The organism is Kitasatospora sp. NPDC051702, assembly GCF_040681575.1.
GTDB lineage: Bacteria > Actinomycetota > Actinomycetes > Streptomycetales > Streptomycetaceae > Kitasatospora.
Genome location: NZ_JBFAZB010000001.1, coordinates 255,613 through 277,058, shown reverse-complemented (window position 1 = coordinate 277,058; position 21,446 = coordinate 255,613). Strand labels below are relative to the sequence as shown.

The 21,446-nt window shown below is 75.1% G+C and carries 19 protein-coding genes; 8 read left to right on the top strand and 11 right to left on the bottom strand.

Annotated elements, in window-relative coordinates; genetic code table 11:
• Positions 1–56: 56 nt before the first annotated feature.
• The 3 genes from AB0N04_RS01160 to AB0N04_RS01150 all read right to left on the bottom strand — a co-directional run bounded on the left by AB0N04_RS01160 (position 57) and on the right by AB0N04_RS01150 (position 5,640).
• The gene (locus AB0N04_RS01160; protein WP_360205398.1) at positions 57–3,095 is read right to left on the bottom strand and encodes an ATP-binding protein; all 3,039 of its coding nucleotides are present in this window, start codon (positions 3,093–3,095) and stop codon (positions 57–59) included.
• Between the two features lie 116 nt (positions 3,096–3,211).
• Entirely contained in the window at positions 3,212–4,117 is a 906-nt protein-coding gene (locus AB0N04_RS01155; RefSeq protein ID WP_360205395.1) for an MHYT domain-containing protein, read from the bottom strand.
• A gap of 455 nt (positions 4,118–4,572) precedes the next feature.
• The gene (locus AB0N04_RS01150) at positions 4,573–5,640 is read right to left on the bottom strand and encodes an RNA ligase (ATP) (protein ID WP_360205392.1); all 1,068 of its coding nucleotides are present in this window, start codon (positions 5,638–5,640) and stop codon (positions 4,573–4,575) included.
• Positions 5,641–6,127: 487 nt separating this feature from the next.
• Between AB0N04_RS01150 and modA the strand changes: the two genes are divergently transcribed.
• From modA to AB0N04_RS01135, 3 genes are all read left to right on the top strand, one after another.
• Positions 6,128–6,988, top strand: coding sequence for a molybdate ABC transporter substrate-binding protein (modA, locus tag AB0N04_RS01145; protein ID WP_360205389.1), 861 nt, complete (start codon positions 6,128–6,130; stop codon positions 6,986–6,988).
• 119 nt (positions 6,989–7,107) lie between these two features.
• Positions 7,108–7,920, top strand: coding sequence for an ABC transporter permease (locus AB0N04_RS01140; RefSeq protein ID WP_360205473.1), 813 nt, complete (start codon positions 7,108–7,110; stop codon positions 7,918–7,920).
• A 214-nt stretch (positions 7,921–8,134) separates the two neighbouring features.
• Positions 8,135–9,199, top strand: coding sequence for an ABC transporter ATP-binding protein (locus tag AB0N04_RS01135; protein WP_360205386.1), 1,065 nt, complete (start codon positions 8,135–8,137; stop codon positions 9,197–9,199).
• Between the two features lie 51 nt (positions 9,200–9,250).
• Here AB0N04_RS01135 and AB0N04_RS01130 read toward each other — a convergent pair whose 3' ends face one another.
• Together AB0N04_RS01130 and AB0N04_RS01125 are read right to left on the bottom strand one after the other, a co-directional pair.
• Positions 9,251–9,964, bottom strand: coding sequence for a response regulator transcription factor (locus tag AB0N04_RS01130; RefSeq protein WP_360205384.1), 714 nt, complete (start codon positions 9,962–9,964; stop codon positions 9,251–9,253).
• Positions 9,961–11,163 (bottom strand): histidine kinase, encoded by a 1,203-nt coding sequence (locus AB0N04_RS01125; RefSeq protein ID WP_360205381.1) that lies wholly within the window; start codon positions 11,161–11,163, stop codon positions 9,961–9,963. Before AB0N04_RS01125 ends, AB0N04_RS01130 begins: the two co-directional genes overlap by 4 nt.
• 352 nt (positions 11,164–11,515) lie before the next feature.
• Here AB0N04_RS01125 and AB0N04_RS01120 point away from each other — a divergent pair, with 352 nt between their 5' ends.
• The 3 genes from AB0N04_RS01120 to AB0N04_RS01110 all read left to right on the top strand — a co-directional run bounded on the left by AB0N04_RS01120 (position 11,516) and on the right by AB0N04_RS01110 (position 14,108).
• On the top strand, positions 11,516–12,529 hold the full coding sequence (locus AB0N04_RS01120) for an ABC transporter ATP-binding protein (RefSeq protein WP_360205378.1): 1,014 nt from the start codon (positions 11,516–11,518) through the stop codon (positions 12,527–12,529).
• Positions 12,526–13,260: a hypothetical protein gene (locus AB0N04_RS01115; RefSeq protein ID WP_360205375.1), complete on the top strand. Its 735-nt coding sequence runs from the start codon at positions 12,526–12,528 to the stop codon at positions 13,258–13,260. The genes AB0N04_RS01120 and AB0N04_RS01115 overlap by 4 nt, the downstream gene beginning before the upstream one ends.
• Before the next feature lie 107 nt (positions 13,261–13,367).
• The gene (locus AB0N04_RS01110; RefSeq protein WP_360205372.1) at positions 13,368–14,108 is read left to right on the top strand and encodes a hypothetical protein; all 741 of its coding nucleotides are present in this window, start codon (positions 13,368–13,370) and stop codon (positions 14,106–14,108) included.
• A gap of 204 nt (positions 14,109–14,312) precedes the next feature.
• Here the strand turns inward: AB0N04_RS01110 and AB0N04_RS01105 are convergent, their stop codons facing one another.
• The 3 genes from AB0N04_RS01105 to AB0N04_RS01095 form a co-directional block, all read right to left on the bottom strand.
• Positions 14,313–15,059 (bottom strand): aminoacyl-tRNA hydrolase, encoded by a 747-nt coding sequence (locus AB0N04_RS01105; protein ID WP_360205369.1) that lies wholly within the window; start codon positions 15,057–15,059, stop codon positions 14,313–14,315.
• Between the two features lie 167 nt (positions 15,060–15,226).
• Positions 15,227–15,751, bottom strand: a complete 525-nt coding sequence (locus AB0N04_RS01100) for a hypothetical protein (protein WP_360205367.1) — start codon at positions 15,749–15,751, stop codon at positions 15,227–15,229.
• A 96-nt stretch (positions 15,752–15,847) separates the two neighbouring features.
• Positions 15,848–16,777, bottom strand: a complete 930-nt coding sequence (locus tag AB0N04_RS01095; protein ID WP_360205364.1) for a hypothetical protein — start codon at positions 16,775–16,777, stop codon at positions 15,848–15,850.
• Between the two features lie 124 nt (positions 16,778–16,901).
• Here AB0N04_RS01095 and AB0N04_RS01090 point away from each other — a divergent pair, with 124 nt between their 5' ends.
• Positions 16,902–17,273 carry a YbjQ family protein gene (locus tag AB0N04_RS01090; RefSeq protein ID WP_360205361.1) on the top strand — a complete coding sequence of 124 codons (372 nt, stop codon included), beginning with the start codon at positions 16,902–16,904 and terminating at the stop codon, positions 17,271–17,273.
• A 233-nt stretch (positions 17,274–17,506) separates the two neighbouring features.
• Positions 17,507–18,676, top strand: a complete 1,170-nt coding sequence (locus AB0N04_RS01085; protein WP_360205359.1) for an NAD(P)-binding domain-containing protein — start codon at positions 17,507–17,509, stop codon at positions 18,674–18,676.
• A 117-nt stretch (positions 18,677–18,793) separates the two neighbouring features.
• Here AB0N04_RS01085 and paaE read toward each other — a convergent pair whose 3' ends face one another.
• The 3 genes from paaE to paaC form a co-directional block, all read right to left on the bottom strand.
• On the bottom strand, positions 18,794–19,957 hold the full coding sequence (gene paaE, locus AB0N04_RS01080; protein ID WP_360205357.1) for a 1,2-phenylacetyl-CoA epoxidase subunit PaaE: 1,164 nt from the start codon (positions 19,955–19,957) through the stop codon (positions 18,794–18,796).
• On the bottom strand, positions 19,958–20,455 hold the full coding sequence (gene paaD, locus AB0N04_RS01075) for a 1,2-phenylacetyl-CoA epoxidase subunit PaaD (RefSeq protein WP_360205470.1): 498 nt from the start codon (positions 20,453–20,455) through the stop codon (positions 19,958–19,960).
• A 71-nt stretch (positions 20,456–20,526) separates the two neighbouring features.
• Positions 20,527–21,441, bottom strand: coding sequence for a 1,2-phenylacetyl-CoA epoxidase subunit PaaC (paaC, locus tag AB0N04_RS01070; RefSeq protein WP_360205354.1), 915 nt, complete (start codon positions 21,439–21,441; stop codon positions 20,527–20,529).
• Positions 21,442–21,446 lie beyond the last annotated feature (5 nt).

The window sequence follows — 21,446 nt, the reverse complement described above, 5'->3', positions numbered from 1 at the left end:
CCGGACCGGCTCGTCGAGGAGCCGCCTGTAGACCGCCGCAGGGTGGTCGGTACCGGTCACGACCGGTCCCCTTCGGGTCTGGACAGGCGCAGCGGGCGGCCGCCACCGGGATCGCCGACGTCTCCGGGGTCCGAGCCGGGGCCGGTATCGGGGCCGGTATCGGAGGCAGAGTCCGGGCCGGAGTCGGGGTCAGCGTCCGAAACCGAGCGCCCGGCCGTACCCGAACTCCCGAACGAGCCCGTGCCGCGCGTCCATCCGGCCCGGAACGCGGACATCGCGGCGCCCTGCGCCTCCGGGCTCCGCTCCCCGGACGTCGACCCGGCCGTGGTACGGCCACCGCGCGCGGCCGCACCGGACGGGGCCTCGCGCAGCTGCGGGGCGAGGCTCGCCTGTCGGACGCGGCGCGGCAACTCCTCGTCCCCGTAGCCCCCGTCGTCCCCGTCGTCCCTGCGGCCCCCGTCGTCCACTCGTCGGGCCTGCTGTCCACCCGGCCACGGCCCGAGGACCGCGCCACTCCGCCCGGTCACCGGCCGCGGAGGACCGGGCTGCGGGCCGGGCTGCGGGCCAGACCGCGGACCAGGCTGCGGGCCGGGCTGCGGGCCGGGCTGCGGGCCGGAGGCGAGACCGGGCTCCCCGCCCGCAGCCGGTCCGCCCGCCCGGGCAGCGGAGGCCCGGGCGGGGGTGCGGCGCGCCGGCCCGGGGTCGCCGCCCCGGGAGCCGAACGGCAGCAGCGCCCCACCCTCCGGCGACGGCCCACCCGCCGCCGGAAGCTCGTCCCCGGCCGGGGACAGCGGCCGGCCGCCCGGCTCCCCCTCCGGCAGGCCGTCCAGCAGCCCGTCGTCCAGGGTGAAGGCCGCGCCCGGACGCGCCCTGACCGGCCGGTCCGTGTGCGCGCGCCCCTCGTCCACCGGAACGACGTCCAACTCCGGTACCGGCTCGGACTCCTGGACCTGCCGCCCGCCCTCCGCGCCATCGGCCAGCAGCACGGCGGGCAACAGGACGACGGCGGTGGTACCGCCGTAGGCGGAGGTCACCAGCGAGACCCGGACGCCGTGCCGCCGGGCGAGCCGGCTGACCACGAACAGGCCGAGCCGATCGCTGTCGAAGAGGTCGCTCTGCTCCACGGCCGCGAGCCGCCGGTTGGCCGCGGCGAGGGCCGCCCGGCCCATGCCCAGGCCGCGGTCCTCGATCTCCAACGCGTAGCCGTTGCCGACCAGTTCGCCCCGGACGTGGACCCGGGTGCGTGGCGGCGAGAACCCGGTGGCGTTCTCCACCAGCTCGGCCACCAGGTGGGTGAGGTCGGCGACGGCCGCACCGCTGACGGCGGCGGGCGGCAGCGAGTGCAGCTGGATCCGGGCGTACTCCTCGACCTCCGACACGGCTGCGCGCACCACGTCCAGCAGCGGGACGGGTCGGCGCCAGGCCCGGCCGGGGGCGGCCCCGGAGAGGATGATCAGGCCCTCGGCGTGCCGGCGCATCCGGGTGGTGAGGTGGTCCAGCCGGAACAGGTCGGCGAGCTCGGACGGGTCCTCGGTGCGGCGCTCCATCGCGTCCAGCAGGGTGAGTTGGCGGTGCACCAGGACCTGGCTGCGCCGCGCCAGGTTGACGAACACCCCGGACACTCCGGAGAGCACCTCGGCCCGCTCCACCGCCGCGGTGACGGCCGCCCGCCGGACCGTCCCGAGCGCCCGGTGCACCTGGCCGATCTCGTCTCCGCCGCCCGCCGGCTCCGGCACCTCGGCCTCGACGTCGACCGGTTCCCCGGCCCGCAGCCGCCGCATCGTGGCCGGGAGTCTGCGGCCCGCCAGGTCGAGAGCCGAGTCGCGCAGACCGATCAGCTCGGTGACCAGGCTCCGCCCGATCCGCACCGAGATCACCAGCGAGGCGATCAGCCCGAGCAGACCGAGCAGCACGGCCGCCCCGGCCGGGGTGAACAGGCCCGAGGTGTAGGGATCCTGTCCCTCGGCGGCGATCCGGCCCGCCCGGTCCTCGACGGTGCGCAGGTCACGGGTGAGGTTGCCGGCGGCCAGGGCCCAGCGGTCGGGCGCCACCGCGGCGAGCGCCGCCTTCGGGTCGCCGGCCGCACGGACCCGTTCCTCGTAGTCGGCCAGATCCCGCTGGTCCTGGCCTCCGGTGACGGCGAGCAGTGCCGCCCGGCCCACGGCGCCCGGACCGGTCCCCGCCGGGTCGGCGCCGGGCAGATCGGCCCCGGGGAGGTCGGCGACGAGGGCCTGCTCGAACTGCCGCCGGGCGGAGGCCACGCCGGAGAACTCGCGCAGCTGGTCCGCGGTGAGCGCTCCGGAGAGCTGGGCGGCGCGCAGCAACGCGTCCTCCCGGGAGAGGAGTTCACGGGAGCGGGCGAGCTCCGGCAGCACGCGGGCGACGGCGCCGGCCCGCCGCTCCGGCGCCGGGGTGAGCGCGCCGGCGACGGCCAGTGCCCGGTCCACCGCGGCGCCGTACACCGCGTACACCTCGGACCAGTCGGCGCTTCTGGCCGACACCCGGTCACGCAGCCCGGGCAGCGCACCGAGGGCGGCGCCGAGGGCGTCCAGCCTGGTCGCGGCGTCCGTACCGAGGCCTTGCGCGTCGGCCCGGTTGTAGCCGGAACCGGGGCGGGCCGTGCCGGCACCGGCCGTGACGGGACGGCCCGAATCGGCGCGACCCTGTTCTTGGTGACGCTGATCGGGGCGACCCTGATCGGGGAAGAGCGGGGCGACCGCCCGGTCGGTGGCGGCCACGGCCTCCTGCAGGGCGCCCGCCCGGTCGGCGCCGGGCGCGGCCAACAGCTGCCCCGCGGCAGCCCGTTCGGCCTGCAGACCGGCCACGGTGGCGGCGACCGGCGTGAGCAGGGTGCGCTGGGTGTCGCGCCGACGGAGCAGCTGCCAGACGTCCTCGGCGGTCGTGACGGTGGCGAACCCCCACAGGGCGAGGACGGAGACCACCGGGACCATCAGCAGGGCGATGATCCGGGCGCGCACGGTCCTGGGCCGCAGGTCGCGCAGCACACGCGGGCCGCGCGGGCCGCGCACCCGGCAACCGGGCCGCCCGGAGCCGGGACGCGGCGGGCGGGCGGGGGCGCCGCGGTCTTCAGGCATGGGTGGAGCGCCTTTCGGGCGGGGAGGGGGCGACGGAGGGGGAGGGCCGGCGGCGGGGACCGGTGCGATCGGGGCCGGCGGGGGCTCCGGAACGGACGGGCGACGGCGGGTGGGTGTCAGGCCGCGCGTTCGTGCGGCTCGCGGGTCCCGTGGCGTCCGGCCCCCGGGTGCCCGGCGCCGGGGCCGGGGCCGGGGCCGGGGTGGGGCCCGGGACCGGGGTGGGGCCCGGGACCGGGGTGCTCGGCGGCGACGCGGAACTCCTCGATCGTCAGCTCACCCTCGTCGTGGCCGCCGGCCCGGTCCTGGGCGGGCGGCGACAGCGCGACGAAGGCCGAGGCGAGGAAGAGGAAGGAGCCGAGCCCGACGGCGAGCGGGAGGACGAACTCCATCGGGCTCGCTCCGCCCAGGCCGGTCCGGGCCGGATCGAGCCGGGCGTGCACGGCGGCCATGGCGGTGTAGTGCATGCAGGTGACGGCGAGGCCCATGGCCAGTGAGGCGGCGGCCGCCGCGTACACGTTGCGGATGGTGACGGCGGCCCAGAGGGCGGCGGTGGCCGCGCCGATCGCGATGAGCACCGAGATCGCGACCGTGCCGGCGTCGTACCGCAGGCCGCCGTGCATCCGGACCGCCGCCATGCCGAGGTAGTGCATCGCGGAGACGCCGATGCCGGTGGTGAAGCCCCCGGCCAGCAGGGCCGGGCCGCGGTGACCGCCGCAGCAGACCACCACCAGGCCCAGACCGGTGACCAGGACGGCGACGGCGAGGCTGAGCACGGTCAGCGGCACGTCGTAGCGCAGCTCGGTGCCGTCGACGGCGAATCCGAACATGGCGACGAAGTGCATGGTCCAGATGCCCGAGCCGATCGCGGTGGCGGCGACGAGCAGCCAGTTCCGGCGGGCGGCGCCGCTCGCGGCGAGTGCGCGCAGGGTGCATCGCAGGCCGAGGGCGGCGCCGGCGCAGGCCATCAGGTACGAGAGGGCGGGCGTCAGCCAGCCGAAGCCGAGATGGTTGAGGGTGCCCACGGGACCTCCGGTCGACCGGTCGAACCCGGGGGCGGTTCGCGGTGCGCCCGGGCAACCCGGACCGGGCGGACTCCAGGCGGCCGGCGGCGGATCGGCGGGGTCACGTGGACCGCCGGCCCGTCATATGCCAGCCGCACGTGCGCTTCCGGTCTGGGTTGCGTGGGACGCTATCGAGGGGCCGGAATCAGCCACCCGAAGATGTGAAAAGCTGCCCGCAGAGCGCGGTCGCCGTGTTCGAATGGAGAGGTCGTGTGCCTGGAAGGCCGACGACCACACCCGTCCGGGCGTCGGCCCGGGGCTCCGGCGGCGGTCTGCGGCGCCGGACGACGAACAAGTGACAGGTGACAGATAACAGATGACAGCGAACAGATAACAGATTTCAAACTCTGTCAGCTGTCCACTGTCATCTGTTCGCCGTCACCCGCCCGCCGATCCCGCTCCGACGCCCCGGCGCGTCACTCGTACTCCGTGCCGCCCTTACGGGTCAGGTAGGCGTCGCTGACCACCTTGGCGATCGCGCGTCCGCCCACCGCCATGCTCCAACGCTCGGTCACCGGCCGGACCACCACGCCCTCGCGCAGGTGGAGTTCCCGTCCGGAGACGGTCTCCCTGCCCTGGGCCAGCCCCAGCACGACCTCGGGATCGAACGGACCGCGCCACAGCTCGGGCACCAACGGCAGCTCGCCTTCGAGGAGTTCGGCGGCGGAGTACCACTCCATCCGCCCGTCCACCACGGCCGACACGTCGAACGCGGCGTACCCGGGCAGCTCGGCGCGCCCGGAGGCCCCGTACGTCAGGTCCTGGACCCCCGTACCGAAGACCTCGCCGAAGACGCCCACCCGCTCGGCGCCGAGCCGTTCGGCCAGGCGGGCCGCCACCGCGGGGATGCCGTGCGCGCGCACCGCCCGCCAGTACAGGTTGCGCTCGTCCTCGACCAGCGAGAGCCCCTGCGCGCCGATGCCCTTGGACGACACCCGCACCTCTCCGGTGGCCGCGGTGTACGTCACCAGGCAGCAGCTGCCGTGCAGCTTCTCGGTGAGCACGACCGGCTCGCCGGGCTCGAAGATGTCGGGGTAGCGCTTGAGGTTCTCGATGTCCACCCAGGGCAGCAGGTCCGGCGCGCTGAGCACGTCGCCGCTCATCGACGTCGGCACCGGCGGCTGCCACTTGACGATCCCGAGGAGTTCGGCGAAGTCCTCGCCGCGCTCGGCGGCGGCCGCCAGGTCGGTGTCGGCGAGGACTCCGGGCCGGCAGACGATGCCCTGGGAGAGTTCACCGCGCAGCCGAACCGCCCGCACCCGGTCGGCCCGGCTGCCGGCCAGCTTGCCGGTCAGGCCCAGCTCGCCGATCAACTGCTCCGGGAGCACGGCCTGTTCGGGGATGTAGACGGCGTAGTCGCCGGTCCGGTAGCTGCCCTTGGCGACCACCGCCCGGTAGAGACCGACCTGCGCGAGCTCCAGGGCATCGGCGTTCGGGTGCTCCAGGATGACCAGTTTCTCGGCGGTGACGCGCAAGGTGGACATGGGCGGACTCCTCCCCCTCTTCGGTTCCGGCCGTTCGCCGGCCGGCGGTGTGTGGTGTGCGTGGTGCGCAATACGGGATACGGGATGCGGGATACGGGATACGGGATACGGGCGGGATACGGCGCATGTGTGGCGTGTGTGGCGCACACGGGTTGCGACCCGCGGCCCCGCCCCGACCGCTCGCACCACTCTGTCCGCTCGGCCGATCCCGCGCGACGCAATTTTCCGGCCGACACCCCCGCCCGCCTGCCCGTCGTCCACCCCCTCGGCCCTGCCGACTCCGCCCGCGGACGCGCCGCGACCCCGGCACGGTCCGTGCACGTTTGAGCCTTCCCACAGCCGGGAACAGGCCCTCGCCGCACCCTGCCTGTGCAAAGCGACAGAGGATTTATCGCTCGCATTTGCGGCACTATGATCGCCGTAATGGCCGCAGCTGCGGCCTGGTCCCCGCGCCCCTTCCGGCGCGAACCCTGGAGGGGCAGCACCGATGGACACCCGTACGACCAACACCCGCAGACTCGCCGTCGCCGCCGCCGCGGCCCTCGCTCTCAGCCTCGGGGCCACCGCGTGCGGCAGCGACGGCGGCAAGGCCTCCGACGCGGCGTCCTCCTCCGCGGCCCCGGCCGCCGCGACGGGCGCGGCGGCGACCACCGGCGCCGGCGTGCCGAAGGCGACCGGCGCCATCACCGTCTTCGCCGCCGCCTCGCTGAAGGAGACCTTCACCGACCTCGGCAAGAAGTTCGAGGCCGCGAACCCGGGCGCCAAGGTCACCTTCAACTTCGGCGGCAGCTCCGCCCTCGCCACCAGCATCAACTCGGGCGCCCCGGCGGACGTGTTCGCGGCCGCGAGCCCGGCCACCATGAAGACCGTCACCGACGCGGGCGGCGCGAGCGGCGACCCGAAGACCTTCGTGCGCAACACCCTCACCATCGCCGTGCCCAAGGGCAACCCCAAGCACGTCGCGGGTCTGAACGACCTCACCGGCTCCGGGGTGAAGGTCGCGCTGTGCGCGAAGGAGGTGCCGTGCGGCGCCGCGGCCCTGACCGCGCTCAAGGCCGCCAACGTCAGCCTCACCCCGGTCACCCTCGAACAGGACGTCAAGGGTGCGCTCACCAAGGTCGAACTCGGCGAGGTCGACGCCTCGCTGGTGTACAAGACCGACGTGAAGGCCGATGCTGCGAAGATCGACGGCGTGGACTTCCCCGAGGCCGACAAGGCCGTGAACGACTACCCGATCGCCGCGCTGGCCAAGGCACCGAACAAGGACGGCGCCGCCGCCTTCGTCGCGTACGTCCAGTCGTCCGAGGCCAAGCAGGTGCTCACCACGGCGGGCTTCCAGGCACCGTGAGCGACCGCACCACCGCCGGTGGCCCCGACGACTCCCCCGGCCACACCCCCGGTGCCGGCAGCGGTGCCGGCACCGGCCCGGACGGCGGGCCCGGCGGCGGCCCCGGCGCGGCCGCAGCGGTGAAGGCCGTGCCGCGCCGGAGCCGGCGGCGGGCGAACCGGGTCCCGGTCGCCCTGCTGCTCCCGGCGCTGCTCGGGCTCGCGTTCCTGGTCCTCCCGTTGATCGGGCTGCTCATCCGGGCGCCGTGGAGCAGTCTGTCGGACCAGCTGACCAGCGCCGCCGTCTGGGACGCACTGCGCCTGTCGCTGGTCAGCGCGACGGCGGCCACGGCCGTCTCGCTGGTCCTCGGCGTCCCGCTGGCCTGGCTGCTCGCCCGCACCGAGCTGCCGGGCCGGCGGGTGGTCCGGGCCCTGGTCACCCTGCCGCTGGTGCTGCCACCGGTGGTCGGCGGTGTGGCGCTGCTGCTGGTCCTCGGGCGGCGCGGCATCGTCGGCTCCTGGCTGGACTCGACCTTCGGCATCACGTTGCCGTTCACCACCACCGGCGTGGTGATCGCCGAGGCGTTCGTGGCGATGCCGTTCCTCGTGATCAGCGTCGAGGGCGCGCTGCGGGCCGCCGACCCCCGCTACGAGGAGGCCGCGGCGACCCTGGGCGCCTCCCGGCTGACGGCGTTCCGCCGGGTCACACTGCCGCTGATCGCCCCGGGGATCGCCGCCGGGGCCGTCCTGGCATGGGCCAGGGCGCTCGGCGAGTTCGGGGCGACGATCACCTTCGCGGGCAACTTCCCGGGCCGGACCCAGACCATGCCGCTGGCCGTGTACCTCGCCATGGAGTCCGATCCGGAGGCGGCCATCGCCCTGTCCCTGGTCCTGCTGGTGGTGTCCATCGCGGTCCTGGTCGGCCTGCGCGAGCGCTGGATGCCCACGCCGTGAGGGCCCCCGCAGCGGCCGCGCGGGCGGCCACCCGGCCGGCCTCCCGGGCGCCTCACCACCGCACGGCGAGGCACCACTGCACGGCACCTCACCACCGGACGGCGCCTCACCGGCCGCCGGGCCACCGAACACCGGGCCACCCGCCGTCGAGCCACCTGACACCGGGCCGCCGAAGGCCGAACCTCCGCCCACCGAGCCCCTGGACGCCGCCCCGATGAGCACCGCCCCCGCCCTCGACGCCCGGCTCCGGGTGGACCGCGCCGCGTTCACGCTCGACCTCGCGCTCACCGCCGCCCCCGGCGAGGTGGTCGCGCTGCTCGGCCCGAACGGCGCCGGCAAGTCCACCGCCCTGCGCGCGCTCGCCGGGCTGCTCCCCCTGACCGGCGGCCACCTGCGCCTGGACGGAGTACTGCTCGAGGACCCCGGCCGGCGGGTGTGCACCCCGGCCGAGGAACGGCCCGTCGGCGTGGTGTTCCAGGACTACCTGCTCTTCCCGCACCTCAGCGCGCTCGACAACGTCGCCTTCGGCCCGCGCTGCCAGGGCCGGCCCAAGCGCGCCGCCCGGGCCGAGGCGTCCGTCTGGCTCGACCGGATGGGCCTGGCCGAGCACGCCTCCGCCCGGCCAGGCCGCCTCTCCGGCGGTCAGGCCCAACGGGTGGCGCTGGCACGGGCGTTGGCCGTACGCCCCCGACTGCTCCTGCTGGACGAACCGCTGGCCGCCCTGGACGCCCGCACCCGGCTCGACGTGCGCTCCCAACTCAGGCGACACCTGGCCGAGTTCGAGGCGGTAGCGGTGCTGGTCACGCACGACCCGCTGGACGCGATGGTGCTGGCCGACCGGCTGGTGGTGATCGAGGACGGCCACGAGGTGCAGTCCGGCAGCCCGGCCGAGGTCGCCCGCCGGCCGCGCACCGACTACATCGCCCGCCTGGTCGGACTCAACCTGTATCAGGGCACGGCGAAGGACCACCAGGTGACACTGCCGACGGGCACGGTGCTGACCACCACCGAGGACCTGTCCGGCCCGGCCTTCGTGGCCTTCCCGCCGTCCGCCGTGACCCTCCACCGGGAGCGGCCCGAGTCCAGCGCGCGCAACGTGTGGAAGCTCCAGGTCACCAGCCTGGACCTGCACGGCGACCAGGTGCGCGCCGACCTCGAGGGCGAACTGCCGATGGCCGCCGACCTCACCCCGGCGGCCGTCGCGGAGCTGGACCTGGCTCCCGGGTCCGCGGTCTGGGCCTCGGTCAAGGCCGCCCAGACCCACGGCTACCCGGCCTGACCGGTCCTGCCACGCCCCCACCTCCTCGTCCGCCCCTGCGCGCAGGTGCCGTCAGTCCGACTCCGACGGCTCCACGAACCCCGATTCGTACGCCGCGATCACCGCCTGGGTGCGGTCCCGCGCCCCGAGCTTCGCCAGCACACTGCTGACGTGCGTCTTCACCGTCTGCACTCCGAGGAACAGCCGTTCGGCGATCTCACCGTTGCTGAGTCCGCGCGCGACGAGCCGCAGCACCTGCGCCTCGCGCTCGGTGAGCGCCGCCCCGGCCATCGCGGCGCGCGCGGCCGGGTTGCCCTGACCGGCCGCGAGACGGCGGATCGCGGCCGGGAACAGCAACGACTCGCCCGCCGCCACCAGCCGCACCGCGTGCGCGATCTCGGCCGGTCGGGAACGCTTGAGCAGGAAGCCGTCGGCGCCGGCCCGCAGCGCCTGGTAGACGTAGTCGTCGTTCTCGAAGGTGGTCACGACCAGGATCTTCGGCGGCCGCTCCCCCGGGGCGCCGGGGCGTACGAGCTCACGGGTCGCCGCCAGGCCGTCCAGGACCGGCATCCGGACGTCCATCAGCACGACGTCCGGGCGCAGCGCCCGGGCCAGCGCCACCGCCTCCGCGCCGTCGGCGGCCTCGCCGACCACCCGCAGGTCCCCCTGCGCCTCCAGGACGGCCCGCAGGCCGGCCCGGACCAGTTCCTCGTCGTCGGCGAGCAGGATGTCGATCGTCGCCGCGGTCACCTTCGCCCGGCCGTCCCCCACAAGATCGTTCGTCACGAGCCCAAGCGTAGGGGGAGCCGGACGGCGAGCACCCACTCCCCGGCCCCGTCCGGGGACGCTCCCGCACCGGCCTCCCCGCCGAGCAGCGCGGCGCGTTCCCGGATGCCGCGCAGACCCTTGCCGCCCCGGCGGCCCGCGCCGCCCGCGGGCCGCACCGCACCGGCGCCGGCCACCGCCGTGCGGTTGGCGCAGCGCAGCTCCAACTGTCCGTCGCGGACGGCGATCCGCACGCTGACCGGCTGGCCCGGTGCGTACTTGAGCGCGTTGGTGACACCCTCCTGGACGATCCGGTACGACTCCCGCGAGAGCACCCTGGGCAATTCCCCCGCCGACACCTCGATCCGGGCCTCGACCGGGCTGCCGGCCGCGCGGGCGGTGTCGAAGAGCGCGGGCAGCTGCTCCACGCCGGGCCGCTCGGTCACGGTGGCGGGCGAGTCGGCGTCCGGGCTCTCCCGCAGCAGGACGAGGGTGCGTTCGAGGTCCTCCATGGCCCGGCGGCCGGTCTCCTCGATGACCTCCAGCGCCTTGGCGGTGAACTCCCGGTCCCCGACCTCGCGCGCCGCGCCGGCCTGAAGGACCGTCACCGTCAGCGCGTGGCCGATGGAGTCGTGCAGCTCGCGGGCCAACCGGTTGCGCTCCAGCAGCCGTTCGGCCCGCAGCTCCGCGTCGGCCAGCCGTTCGGCCGGAGACGGCCCCAGCAGCCGCACCGCCATGGCGAGTTGGAGCCGACCGGCGGCGACGACCAGCCAGCCGTAGCCGAACAAGGCCGGCGGCACGAGCGGGAGGTAGCGCAGGGAGTCGGCGCCGGACAGCAGGTCGAATCCGCCGGTGAGTCCGAAGATCGTCGCGAACCCGACCAGGGAGCCGAGCGCGACCCGCCCGATCAACCACCCTGCGGTGCGCCGGCGGTCGGCCCAGGTGCGGGAGGGCTCGGCGGAGATGTCCCGCTCCCGGTCGGGCACCAGCAACAGCCGGGCCTGGACGCCCTCCGCGAGCCGTGCGGCGGGCACCAGGGCGACGAGCACGAGCAGGGCCGCGTCCACGCAGACGCTCGCCACGACGATCTCGCCGAGACCCTTGTGGTACGTCCCCGGATAGACCATCAGGAGGACGCCCGCGAAGATCCATCCGACCATCAGGTGCAGCAGACGCGCGTACGTGGCGCCGGCGAGAAGTGGCGCGAGGATCCTGGGCATCCCGACATCCTGCCAGGTCAGCGCCTCACCGGCGCTCCCCCACCGGTGCAGGACGGTCTCCCTCCCGGGAGGGAGACCGGTCCCCGCCCGGGCGGGATCCGCCGGCGGCCCCGCTCCGGTCGAATGGGACCAACCGGAGCACGCGGCCACCGGACCACCGGGCCGCAGGAGGACCGGAGCACGGGACCACCGTGCCGCAGGAGGACCGGAGCACGGGACCACCGTGCCGCAGGAGGACCGGAGCACGGGACCACCGGAGCACGACCCACCGGAAACCCGGAGCACCACGGGCGACCAGGCCGCCGAGACGGTGACGGCAGGGGCGCCGGACCGACGAGAGAGGAGCACGGCCGTGATCGACATCCAGGGCCTCACCAAGGAGTACGGCGGCCGACGCGTCGTCGACGAGCTGTCCTTCGAGGTCCGGCCCGGGCTGGTGACCGGGTTCCTCGGCCCGAACGGCGCCGGCAAGAGCACCACCATGCGCCTGGTCCTCGGCCTCGACCGCCCGACCGCCGGACGCGCCCTCGTCGACGGCCGCCCGTACACCGAACTCTCCGACCCGCTGCGCCGGGTCGGCGCGCTGCTGGACGCCCACGCCCTGCACGGCGGCCGCACGGCCCGCGGCCACCTGCGCTGGCTCGCCGCGAGCAACGGCCTGCCGCAGCGCCGGGTGGACGAGGTGCTCGCCCAGGTCGGCCTGGCCGAGGCCGCCGGGCGGCGGATCCGGACCTTCTCGCTGGGCATGCGCCAGCGCCTCGGCGTGGGCGCCGCCCTGCTCGGCGACCCGCCGGTACTGCTGCTGGACGAACCGGTCAACGGCCTCGACCCGGAAGGCATCCGGTGGATCCGCACCCTGCTGCGCCGACTGGCCGCCGAGGGCCGTGCCGTGCTGGTCTCGTCCCACCTGATGACCGAGATGGCGCTCACCGCGGACCACCTGGTGGTGATCGGCCGCGGCCGGCTGCTGGCGGACGCCGCCACCCGCGACTTCCTCGACCGTCACGGCCGCACCCGGATCCGGGTCCGAGCCGTCGACCCGGACAAGCTGGCCGCCCTGCTCGGCGGCGAACTGCTCGGCGGTGAACTGCTCAAGGACCAACTGGTCAGGGACCAACTGCCCGACGGTGAGATGCCTTACGGCCGATCGCCGGGTGCCCGGGACATCGGGGGCGCCCCCACCGCGACCCAGGTCGACGGCGGCGCCTGGGAGGTGACCGGCCTCGAGCCCGAGCGGATCGCCGCCCTCGCCGCCGCGCACGGCGTCGTGCTGTACGAGATCACGACCCGACAGGACTCCCTGGAGGAGGCCTTCATGAGGATGACGGCCGACAGTCTCGAGTACCGCGCGGAGGCCGCCGCATGAACGCCCTCAACGCCCTCACCGCCGAGCGGATCAAGTTCACCACCCTCCGCTCGCTCTGGCTCACCCCGCTACTCGCCCTCGGCCTGACCGCCGGCGTCACCACGGCGGTCGGCGCGGCCCTCGGCGACAGGGACCACAACCTCACCGACGACCCCGGTACTGGAGTCCACTACGGGCTCAACTTCGGCCAGGCCGCGCTGACCTGCTTCGCCGTCCTGCTGATCGGCCAGGAGTTCAACACCCGCATGATCGACGCCTCGCTCACCGCCGTGCCCCGGCGCGGCCTGCTGTACGGAGCGAAGCTCACGCTCGGCGCCCTCGTGGGCCTCGCCGTCGGTGCGCCCGGCACGGCGGGCGCCTTCGCCGGGTACGCAACCACCGTGCCCGGCGCCTGGGACGGCCCCGGCTTCGCCCGCTCCGCCACCGCCGGTGTGCTGTACCCGGTGCTGCTCGTGGTGTTCTGCCTCGGGACGACGGCATTGCTCGGCGACCTCACCGCCGCCATGGGCCTGTTGGTACCGGTGGTCTTCCTGCTCTCGCCCCTGCTCGGCGGCGTTCCCGGGGTGCGCCGGGTGGCCCAGTTCCTGCCGGACCGGGCGGGCCAGTACGCCCTGCGCTACGCCGACGATCCACGGGTGGCGTACGGCCACTGGACCGGGCTGCTGATCATGGCCCTGTGGGCCGGCGGGGCCGCCTACGGCGGACTGCTCGCCCTGCGACGCACCGGGTGACTCCCGCGGCCAAGGTGCCCCGGCCACCCCACGATCGCCGGGTGGATCCGCACCTCCCGGCGGACCACAAACCGCCAACCGACCACGAACGAAGTGGAGACGAGGGATTGAGCCCCATCCACGCACTGCGCGCCGAACGGATCAAGTTCACCACCCTGCCCTCGCAGTGGGCGGCCCCGCTGGTGGCCCTGGCCCTGACCGTCGGGATCACCACGGCCGTCAACGCCGCCTACGGCACGAAGGACCACACACCGGGCGAGGATCCCGCCGGCGGGATCTACTACGGGTTGCTCTTCGGCCACGTGGCCGTGGCCTGCACCGGGATCCTGCTGATCGGGCAGGAGTTCAACACCCGCATGATCGGCACCTCGCTCGCCGCCGTACCCCTGCGCAGGCGGTTGTACGGAGCGAAGCTCGCGCTCGGGGCCGCGGTGGGACTGCTGCTCGGCCTGCTCTCGACGGCGGGCTCGTTCCTCGTCGTCGGCGCCACCGTCGGCCTGGACCTCTCCACCCCCGGCCTGGCCCGCAGCTTCCTCGCCGGAGTGCTCTACCACCCGCTGCTGGTGCTGCTCTGCCTCGGACTGACGGCGATGCTGGGCAACTTCAGCGCCGCGCTCGGTGTGCTGACGCCGATGCTGTTCCTCGGTACCACCTGGCTCGCGGCCATCCCCGGCGTCCGCGAGGCCGGGCAGTTCCTGCCCGACCGCGCCGGGCTGTACGCGACCCGCACCCAGGCCGAGGCCGGTGTCCACTACGGGCACTGGACGGGGCTGCTGATCATGGCCCTCTGGACGGCCGCCGCGACCTACGGCGGCCTGCGAGCCCTCCGGCGGTTCGAGGCCGGCTGATCCGCTCGCCCGCCGGCGCCGGACGAGGGCGAGCGCCGGCGGGACGAAACAGATGACAGCGAACAGATAACAGATAACAGATTTTGAAATCTGAAATCTGTTCGCTGTCATTTGTCAGCCGGCGTCCGCTGACTGCCGTGCGTCACGGCTCCCCCACGCCGCTCACCGGTCAATGGGCACCTATTGCACGTCACCGATCACCGATCACCGCAGCGCCGGGTGGTCCGCGACCACCGTGCAACTGCCGGGCGCGATCTCGGTGAAACCCGCGTCCCGGACCAACGGCAGGCCACTCGCGACAAGTCCCTCCCACGCCTCGGGAGAGGCCGTCCGCACCGCGAGCGCGAACCCGGACTCGGCCCATTCCTTGCGCTGCGCCTCGTCCAGTCGCCACCACGCGAGCTGCGCCGCGTGACCGGTCTGCGCCATCGTCTTGCCCGCGCTCATCTCCAGCTCGGGGTTGAGCCACAGCACCGGCAGGCCCGGCTCCGGAGCGCCGACCTCGGCCGTCTCCTCCAGGTCCGTACCCGAGACCTGGAGCTTGGCGAGCTCCTTGGGCCAGCCGTCCAGCGGGACGGGCGGGAACACCCGCACCTCGGCCTCCCTTCCGGCGACCGTGATCCCCGGCAGCTCGCCCGCCCTGCGCCACTCCCCGCCGCGGGCCCGCCGGACCACCTTGCGGATGCGGGCGTCCTCCCAGGCCACGACGCGTTCCGCCCACTCGCCGTCCGCCCCGGTCACCCGCGCGTCGGCCAGCAGGGTGAGGACCGCCCGCGCCGAGGTCTCCAGCGCGTCCGTCCGCCCGGGCGGCGTGGCCCGCTCCAGCCGGACGACCAGCGGCAGCACGTACTGCGTCCGCGCGTCGCGGTCCTCGGGGTGCGGGGCGGAGTCCCCCTCGGGGACGGGGGCGGAGGCGGGAGCGGGAGTCGGGTCATCGAACGGAGAAGTCACCCGTCCAGCATGCCAGCCCGGCCGAGCCGGTGATCACGCGGTGTCCGGGACGGACGAAAGGAAACGGGCCGACACGAGGCAGGACGGGAGGAGACGGGACGGCCGGGCCGGGCGCGACGGGACGGCCGGGCCGGGCGCACGCCGGGCGGGACGGCGGCGCGGCCCGCTCAACGCAGCCGCTGGCGCAGTTCGTCGACCGCCGTCCGGATGCTCGCGCTGTAGGCGTCCTCGGGCAGGGCGTCCAGGCTGTGCACGGCGTGTTCCAGCTGTTCGCGTGCCAGCACGGGCTCACCGAGCTTGAGGTGGTCCGAGGCCAGGTTGAGGTGCAGCGAGGGGTAGAAGGCCCGCACCTGGAGGGCGGACCGGTAGGTCTCGGCGCGTTCGGCGGTGAGCGAGTCAGCCGCGGCCAGCGCCCTCAGGTCCCATTCCAGTTCGGCCTGCGGGTCGTCCTGCAGGTCGGCCAGGTAGTGCGCCAGGACGCAGCGGTGGAAGACGTCTCCGCTCTCACCGAGTGCCTCCCAGAGGGCCTCGAAGCTGGCCCGCGCCTGGGCGGTCCGACCGCGCTGCGCGGCCTGCACGCCCTCCAGCCCGAGCGAGATCCGGGCGAACACCTGGTCGCCCTCGCCGGGCGGCAGGCCGTCCGCCCCGGCCGTCCGCCCCGGCACATCACGCACATCAGACGCATCGGACATGCCCGCAGCCTAGCCGGACCCCCGTCCCAGCGCCCGGACACCGGAACGCCGGAACGCCGGGCACGGACCCGACAGCCCGAAAAGCCCGACAGCCGGTCAGCGCCGGTAGCCGCGCTGCAGGTCCCTCGCCTCGGCGTCCTCGTACGTCAGGAACCAGCCCTCGGGGTGCGTGGCCGCCAGCAGCACCTCGGTCCGCTGCTCGGCGCCGAGCTCCGGGTCACCGTCGTCCGGCCCGTAGACACCGAACAGCTCGTCGTGGCAGCCGTCCCAGTCGTAGTCGTACAGGTCGGCCGGGAGGTCGCCCATCATGTCGGCCACCGACTCGGGCTGCGCGCCGAGCAGGGCCCGGGCGTCGACCAGGGCCATCCGCAGGGCGATCTCCTCGGCCAGGCAGCGCGGCAGCGGCCACTCGCCGAGGGCGAGGTCGTCGGCGAGGTCGTCGAAGGCTCGGGCCATCGCGCGGCGCCAGGCGCGGTGGAGCCGCCAGGTGCGCTGGGGCAGCCGGGCGAAAACCGTCCAGTCGGCGTCGTCGCCCTCGGCGACCGGGTCGTCGCCGTGCTCGTCCAGGTCGTCGTAGGCCGCGTCGGCCAGGCCGAGCAGCTGGGCGTGCAGCAGGCACGCGGTGCGCGGGGTGAGCGTCCAGTCCACCCCCGCGCCGCCCTCCTCGTCGTCCCCCTCCAGCGGGAACAGCTCGGCGAAGTCCGGCGCGAAGTCCTCGGTGACGCTGATCTCCAGCGTGCCGCCGATCGCCTCGACGCCCGGGATCGCGGCCACCAGCCGGTCCGGGTGCAGCAGCGCGCCGAGCGCCGCGTTGGCGTCCTCGGCGACCTCGCGCAGCAGTTCACGGCGCTGGCCGGCCGGGTCGATGCCCTCGAACGTCAGGTCCTCGACCGCCCTGATCGCGGCGGCGCGCAGCGCCGGCCAGTCGGTGATCCGCAGGCCCAGCACCACCGTCGCCTCGATCTCCTGCGCGCCGGAGTCCTCCGCCGCGCCCGGCCCCTGTGGATGATCGCTTCGCTCGCCCATGGGGCTACGGTACGGCCTTTCGGCCGCCCGATCACCGGTCTGAACCAGCTTCTGGACGCCTTCTCGGCCATCGCCCGGTCGTGCCTCTGTCACTCGGACGCACGACGGCGGCAGGATGGGCGCCATGGCTGACATCAACGAGTACGGCGGCGGGCAGGGCCCGAACGCCGACGTCCTGGTCGTGACCACCAACGACATCCCCGGTTACCGGGTCGACCACGTGATCGGCGAGGTCTTCGGACTGACCGTGCGCAGCCGTCACATCGGCAGCCAGATCGGCGCAGGGCTGAAGTCGTTGATCGGCGGCGAGCTGCGGGGCCTGACGAAGACCCTGGTGGAGAGCCGCAACGAGGCGATGCAGCGGCTGGTCGAGCAGGCCCGGGCGCGCGGCGGCAACGCCGTCCTGATGATGCGCTTCGACGTGACGGAGGCGGCGGACGTCGGCACCGAGGTCTGCGCGTACGGCACGGCCGTGGTGATCTCCCCCGCCACCTGAGAGCGGCGCCCGACCACCGCCGAGCGCGAGGTCGCCGACCACCGACCCACCGACCACCGGCGGCTGACGGCTGACGGCTGACAGCTGACGGCTGACGGCTGACGGCTGACGGCTGACGGCAAGGGAACACCCGCCGCCGGGGAGCGTCCACCGCCCGGGAACACCGGCCCCACCCCGGATGTTTCACGGTCGTGACTGTTTACGGTGCAACGAACGACGGTGGCGCCCGGCGCGTGGACGTGCTGGTGGTGGGCGCCGGCCAGGCGGGCCTGTCGGCCGCCTACCACCTGGGCCGCCGCGGCTTCGTCCCGTACCGGGCGGACGCCGACGGCGGCTTCGTCGTACTCGACGCCGACCCCGCGCCGGGCGGCGCCTGGGCGCACCGCGCGCCGTCCCTGCGGATGGCCACTGTCCACGGCTTCCACGACCTCCCGGACGCCGAGCTCCCGCCGGTCGACCCGCAGGCCCCCGCGCGGGAGGTGGTGCCGGGGTACTTCGCGGCGTACGAGGCCCGCCACGCGCTCCCCGTCGTGCGCCCGGTCACCGTGCGCACGGTGCGCGCCGAGTCCGACCGCCCGGGCTCCCGGCTGCTGGTCGAGACCGACCGGGGCACCTGGTCCACCAGGGCCCTGATCAACGCCACCGGCACCTGGACCCGCCCCTTCCTCCCCCACTACCCGGGTCACTTCGGCGGCCGTCAGCTGCACTACGCGGAGTACCGCGGCCCGGAGGAGTTCGCGGGCCGGCGCGTCCTGGTGGTCGGCGGCGGCGCCTCCGCGATCCAGGTGCTGTCCGAGGTGGCGGCGGTCGGCGAGACCGTCTGGGTCACCCGGAGCGAACCCGTCTTCCACGAGGGGCCCTTCACCCCCGAGTACGGTCGCGCGGTGGTCGCCAAGGTCGAGGAGCGGGTCCGGCAGGGGCTGCCGGTGCGCAGCGTGGTGAGCGTGACGGGCCTCGGCCCGTCCGTCGCCTACCGGCGCGCCGAGGAGCTGGGAGCGCTGCACCGGCGTCCGATGTTCGACCGGCTCACCGAGCACGGCGTCGCCTGGGGCGACCAGGAGCTGGCGGTGGACGCGATCGTGTGGGCCACCGGTTTCCGGCCGGAGGTCGGTCACCTGGCCCCGCTCGGGCTGCGCTCCCCCGGCGGCGGCATCGCCCTCACCGGCACCCGGGCGACCGCCGATCCGCGCGTCCACCTGGTCGGCTACGGCCCGTCCGCCAGCACCATCGGTGCCAACCGGGCCGGGCGCGCAGCCGTCAACGACCTGGTCCGGCTGCTCGGCGACCCCGCCGAGCAGCCCGCCCCGGCCGTGGACCCCGCAACGGCCCCGGTCCCGGTCCAGGCCCCGGTGCAGACCCCGGCCGCGGCCCTGGTTCCGGCTGCCGTACCGGCCGCGGTCTGACGCCCGCCGGCCCGCCCGGCCCGCCCTGCCCGCGAGGCGGACGCCGGCGGTCACCGGCCCGTCGGCAACGGCCACCGGCCAGCGGTCATCGGGCCGGCGAGTCGGCGGATCAGCGGATCAGCGGTCGAAGTCGACCGTCACCCGGTCGGTGAGCGGCCGGGCCTGGCAGGTGAGGGTGTAGCCGGCGGCGAGCTCCTTCTCCTCCAGCGCGAAGTTCCGGCGCATCTCCACCTCGCCCTCGGTGACCAGGGCGCGGCAGGTGCCGCAGACCCCGCCCTTGCAGGCGAACGGCAGGTCGGGGCGGGAGCGCTGGGCGCCGTCGAGGATCGAGCGGTCGCGCGAGAGGGAGAGGGTGCTGCCGCGTCCGTCCAGGACGACGGTCACCTCGCTGTGCGCGCCGTCGGCGGCGTCCGCGTCGTCGCGGTCCTCGGGGCGCTCGGCGGCCGGTTCGTCGTCGGCGTGGAACAGCTCCTGGTGCACCCGCTCACCCGGCACGTCCAGCTCGGCGAGCAGCTCCTTCGCCCCGGCGACCATGCCGAACGGGCCGCAGAGCCACCAGTGCCCGACGGTCGGCACGTCCACCAGCGCCGCCAGCAGGGCCCGCACCCGTTCCGGGTCGAGGCGGCCGGTGAGCAGTTCGGCGTCGCGGGTCTCCCGGGACAGCACGTGGACCAGCTGGAAGCGGCCGAGGTAGCGGTCCTTCAGGTCGGCCAGCTCGTCCGCGAACATCACGGTGTCGCTGCGCCGGTTGCCGTAGAGCAGGGTGACGGTGGAGCGGCGGTCGGCGGCCAGCACGGAGGCGGCGATCGACAGCATCGGAGTGACGCCGGAGCCGGCCGCGAGCAGCACGTGGTCGGCGGGGGAACCGAGTTCGGGGGTGAACAGGCCCAACGGCGTCAGCACCTCCACCTCCTCGCCGGGCCGCGCGTCCCGCACCAGCCACCGGGAGAACAGCCCGCCGGGCACCTCCCGGACGGCGATCCGCAGCGGGCCCCCGGCCGGGGCGCAGATCGAGTACGAGCGGCGCTCGTCGCCGCCGTCCACCACCTTGCGCAGGGTCAGGGTCTGGCCCGGCCGGAACGCGAACTCCTCCACGAGCCCGTCCGGCACCGCGAAGGTCACCGCCACGGCGTCCTCGCAGAGCCGCTCGATCCGGTCGATCCGCAGCCGGTGGAAGGCCGGGCGACGGGCCGGGCGGGCGGCCGGGCCGAGGTCCTCGACGGGCGTGGCCGCGGTGAGCGAGGCCTCGGCGGAGGAGGCTGCGGGCGAGGCGGCGGGCATTCAGATCTCCTTGACGCGTTCGAAGGGCTCCCGGCAGGCGCGGCAGCGCCAGAGCGCCTTGCAGGCGGTGGAGCCGAAGCGGGACAGCTCCTCCGTGTCCGCGCCGCCGCAGCGCGGGCAGGGCACGGGGAGGGCGGCGGCGGTGCGGGTGGGGCCGAGGGTCAGCGCGACGGGCCCGGGCCCGGCCGCGCCTGCGGCGGCCGCGCTCGGGTGCGGCGGGGCGATCCCCGCCTCGGCGAGCTTGCGGCGGCCCTCGGCGGTGATCAGGTCGGTGGACCACGGCGGGTCCAGCCGCAGCCGGACCCGGACGGCCCGGTACCCGGCCGCGCGCAGCCGGCGGTCCACGTCGGCGGCCATCTCGGCGACGGCCGGGCAGCCGGAGTAGGTCGGCGTCAGCCAGGCCGTCACCTCGGCGCCGTCCGTCTCGACCTCGGCCAGCACGCCCAGATCGGCCAGGGTGAGCATGGGCAGCTCCGGGTCCGGGACGGCCGCGGCGATCTCCCAGGCCGCCCCGGGGACCGCCCTGCCGGCCGCTCCCGGGAGCGCCGCGCCAGCCGCCGTCGTCGCGCTCACCACGTCGCCCCCGGGTGGGCGCGGGCCAGCACCTGGAGTTCGGCGAGCAGCAGGCCCAGCGCCTCGGTGTGCACGCCGTCGCGACCGGCCCGGCCGAGCACGGTGGCCAGCGGCGGCACCTGCGGCACGGTCAGTCCGGCCTCGGCGAGGACGGCGCCGAGCTCGCGCAGCACCGGATCGCGCAGTGCGGCCGGGTCCACGCCCACCCGGAGCTCCACCGGATGGGCGGTGAACAGCTCCTCCAGCAACGGCCAGACCGCGTCCAGACCGGCCTGCATCCGCGCCGACGAGTACGGCGTGCCGTCGCCCAGCCGCAGCGTCCAGGCGGTGGCGTACTCGCGGTGGTACGCCAGCTCCTTGGCGCCCCGGTTGGCGACCGCGGCCAGCACCGGGTCCGGGTGGGTGGCGAGCGCCTCGTAGAGCGCGCCGCGGGCAGTCGCGAACAGCAGCAGCCGGGCGATCGAGTGGGCGAAGTCGCCGTTGGGGAGCTCGACCAGGCGGACGTTGCGGAACTCGTGCTCCTCCCGCCAGTACGCCAGGTCGTCCTCGGTGCGGCCGGAGCCGTCCGCCTGGCCGGCGCGGGTGAGCAGCAGCCTGGCCTGGCCGAGCAGGTCCAGGCCCAGGTTGGCGAGCGCGACCTCCTCCTCCAGCTCGGGCGCCCGGGTGCACCACTCGATCAGCCGCTGGGAGAGGACCAGGGCGTCGTCGCCGAGCATCAGGCAGCAGGCGGCGAGGTCGGCGCCGTCCAGGCCGGCCGGCAGAGTGGTGTCCACACCCAGCAGCGGGTCGGCGAAGCCCGTCCCGTACGCCCAGCGGCCCTCGCCCTCGGGGCCGGGGGCGGCCTCGGTGAGGCTCAGGTACACGTGGTCGTCGACGTCGTGCGCGTCGGTGTGCGTGGTGTGATCCTGCATTGCGG

What these genes read in the sequence shown, in the direction of transcription:
- AB0N04_RS01160 (WP_360205398.1), bottom strand. Translation starts at nt 3,095, where the DNA reads ATGCCTGAAGACCGCGGCGCCCCCGCCCGCCCGCCGCGTCCCGGCTCC.
- AB0N04_RS01090 (WP_360205361.1), top strand. Translation starts at nt 16,902, where the DNA reads ATGGCTGACATCAACGAGTACGGCGGCGGGCAGGGCCCGAACGCCGAC.
- paaC (WP_360205354.1), bottom strand. Translation starts at nt 21,441, where the DNA reads ATGCAGGATCACACCACGCACACCGACGCGCACGACGTCGACGACCAC.
- paaE (WP_360205357.1), bottom strand. Translation starts at nt 19,957, where the DNA reads ATGCCCGCCGCCTCGCCCGCAGCCTCCTCCGCCGAGGCCTCGCTCACC.
- AB0N04_RS01095 (WP_360205364.1), bottom strand. Translation starts at nt 16,777, where the DNA reads ATGGGCGAGCGAAGCGATCATCCACAGGGGCCGGGCGCGGCGGAGGAC.
- AB0N04_RS01125 (WP_360205381.1), bottom strand. Translation starts at nt 11,163, where the DNA reads ATGCCCAGGATCCTCGCGCCACTTCTCGCCGGCGCCACGTACGCGCGT.
- AB0N04_RS01115 (WP_360205375.1), top strand. Translation starts at nt 12,526, where the DNA reads ATGAACGCCCTCAACGCCCTCACCGCCGAGCGGATCAAGTTCACCACC.
- modA (WP_360205389.1), top strand. Translation starts at nt 6,128, where the DNA reads ATGGACACCCGTACGACCAACACCCGCAGACTCGCCGTCGCCGCCGCC.
- AB0N04_RS01100 (WP_360205367.1), bottom strand. Translation starts at nt 15,751, where the DNA reads ATGTCCGATGCGTCTGATGTGCGTGATGTGCCGGGGCGGACGGCCGGG.
- AB0N04_RS01135 (WP_360205386.1), top strand. Translation starts at nt 8,135, where the DNA reads ATGAGCACCGCCCCCGCCCTCGACGCCCGGCTCCGGGTGGACCGCGCC.
- AB0N04_RS01150 (WP_360205392.1), bottom strand. Translation starts at nt 5,640, where the DNA reads ATGTCCACCTTGCGCGTCACCGCCGAGAAACTGGTCATCCTGGAGCAC.